The sequence below is a fragment of the Micromonospora sp. KC213 genome (genome assembly GCF_004348325.1).
In the GTDB taxonomy this organism is placed as follows: domain Bacteria; phylum Actinomycetota; class Actinomycetes; order Mycobacteriales; family Micromonosporaceae; genus Micromonospora.
Window position 1 is genome coordinate 1 of sequence record NZ_SMKF01000317.1, and the last position, 2,376, is coordinate 2,376.

Below are 2,376 nucleotides of genomic sequence, written 5' to 3' on the forward strand. Positions count from 1 at the left end.
GCTGGCCGCTGGGCGTGGCTGGCGGGGTGATCGAGGGGGACGCGTCGGGCGATCCGGAGGGCTGCGGTGACGGGCTCACGCTCGGCGTGGGCGACTGCCGTGGGCCCTGGTTCCCGACCCGCTCGGGCCGGTACGGCTGCCGGCTCTCGCTCTCCTCGGCCACGACCGGCAGCTGTGCCGGCTCGCTCGGCACGGCGCTGGTCGACGGGTTCTTGATGTCGGTGGCCCGGTCGCCGGCCTGCTTGGCTGCCCCCAGTGCGGCACCGAGGGCGGTGAGCGCGACCAGCACCGCGGCCAGCGCGCCGGTCAGGGAGCCACGGCGGCCCCGGCCGCGCCGCGGTGCCGCCACGGTCGCCCCCGGAAGCGTCGGCACGGCGTTGCGGGTGCTGGTCCGACCGACCGGCATGGGAGCCACCAGAGCGGTCGGCGTGCCACTGTCGTCGCCGAGCGCCGCGCGGGCCGCCGCCGCCATCTCCGCGCCGCTGGTGAAGCGGTCCGCCGGATCCTTGGCCAGCGCCCGGGCCACCAGGGACTGGACGGAGGCCGGGATGTCGGCCGGAAGCGCGGGCGGCTCGTCGTCCAGGTGGCGTACCGCCACCTGGAGCGGATTGTCGCCGGTGAAGGGCGGGGTGCCGGTGAGGCAGCAGTAGGTGACCGCGCCCAGCGCGTAGATGTCGGTGGCCCCGGACACGGGTCGGCCCGCTGCCTGCTCGGGCGCCATGTAGAGCGCGGTGCCCGGCACCGCGTTGGTGCTGGTGATGCTGGTCCCGTTCGTCGACCGGGCGACGCCGAAGTCCACCAGGACCACCGTGCCGTCCTCCTGCACCAGCAGGTTGCTCGGCTTGACGTCCCGGTGCACGATGCCGCCGACGTGCGCGGCGTGCAGCGCCTGCGCGGCCTGCGCCACGATCGACATGGTCTCGTCGACTTCGAGGTGCCCGGCAGCCTCGATCCGCCGGGACAGCGGCTCACCCTCGACGAACTCCATGACGAGGTAGTCGGCCCGACCACCGTCGTCCAGGCGGTCCTCGCCGCAGTCGAAGACCTGCACGATGCCGGGGTGGCGCAGCGCGGCCATGATCCGCGCCTCGGCACGGAAGCGGGCGATGAAGTCGGGATCGGAGACCAGCGCGGGCAGCAGCACCTTCACCGCGACCCGACGGCCCAGAACGAGGTCCGTGGCGCGCCAGACGTCGCCCATGCCGCCGGTGGCGACACGTTCGTCGAGGCGGTAGCGACCGCTGAGCACGACCTCCGATGACAACACCCCCATACCGTACCCAGCGGTCGCGAGAAGGACTCACGGCGATGTCCGGGAATGTGGTCCAGCCGACCGGCGGGCACCGGTGGCCGGCGTCCACCCAACGGTGACGACCGCCGGACGCGTCACCACCCCGGGCGGACGCACGCGCGAGCCCGGACGAAACGGCCTCCCGGGCCACCGTACCCGCCGCGAGTAGCGTGCAGAGCGTCCTGCGCTCCGTCCGTGTTACCTCGACTCGCCGCCGAAGCGGGTAGAGATTTCTCACTCCGGCCGGGATGCGTCGCCGACTTGTTCCGCTGCCGATCGACTCCTAGCGTTAGCCCGACCCTGGGCCAGCCCACGGTGCCGGTAGGGCATTCTCGCCGACGGCCGTACCGCTGCGGCGGGGTCCAGACATGCCGCCCGGGCCTGCCGGCACGGGCGCGACGGGGGTCAGCGGGGGGCTGATGGTGCGCGACGGGGTCCAGCCGCCGGGCTTGCGGCGCGACGACGCATCCGCCCTGATGGCCAGGGGTCGGGCGGGAACGGCGGACGGATGATCGGTGAGCTGACCGAGGCGGTGGACGCGGCGCGGGCCGGCGACGAGGGCGCCTTCCGCTATCTCTACCGCAGCCTCCAACCGGGCCTGTTGCGCTATCTCACCGTCCTCGTCGGCCCGGACGCCGAGGACGTCGCTTCGGAGACCTGGTTGCAGATCTCCCGCGACCTGCCCCGCTTCACCGGTGGGGAGTTTCGGGCGTGGACGGTCACCATCGCCCGCAACCGAGCCATGGACCATCTCCGCCGCCAGCGCCGCCGGCCCGCACTCACGGTGCCGGTGCAGGCGCTCAGCGAGCTGGCGGGGGACATCGACACGGCTGAACGAGCCGGTGAGACGATCGGCACCGAGGCGGCGCTGGCGCTGATCGCCACCCTGCCACCGCGCGAGGCGGAGGCGGTGCTGCTGCGGGCGGTGATCGGGCTGGACGCGGAGACCGCCGGCCAGGTGCTCGGGCGTCGGGCGGGTGCGGTCCGGACCGCCGCGCACCGCGGCCTGCGGCGGCTGGCCGCGCTGCTGGAGCGGCCGGACGCGGCCCGGCCGACGCAGGCCGCACGGCGAGCCACCCCGCCCC

At 74.5% G+C, this 2,376-nt stretch carries 2 protein-coding genes; one reads left to right on the plus strand and one right to left on the minus strand.

Translation table 11 applies throughout. The annotated features are described in order from the left end of the window. Positions 1-1,273: serine/threonine-protein kinase (locus E1166_RS30200; RefSeq protein WP_132343206.1), on the minus strand; the 1,273-nt coding region annotated here is incomplete at its 3' end. 526 nt (positions 1,274-1,799) lie between these two features. On the opposite strand from E1166_RS30200, the gene E1166_RS30205 reads away from it, so the two are divergent. Next, the coding region (locus E1166_RS30205; RefSeq protein ID WP_132343207.1) for an RNA polymerase sigma factor at positions 1,800-2,376 on the plus strand (577 nt) is incomplete at its 3' end.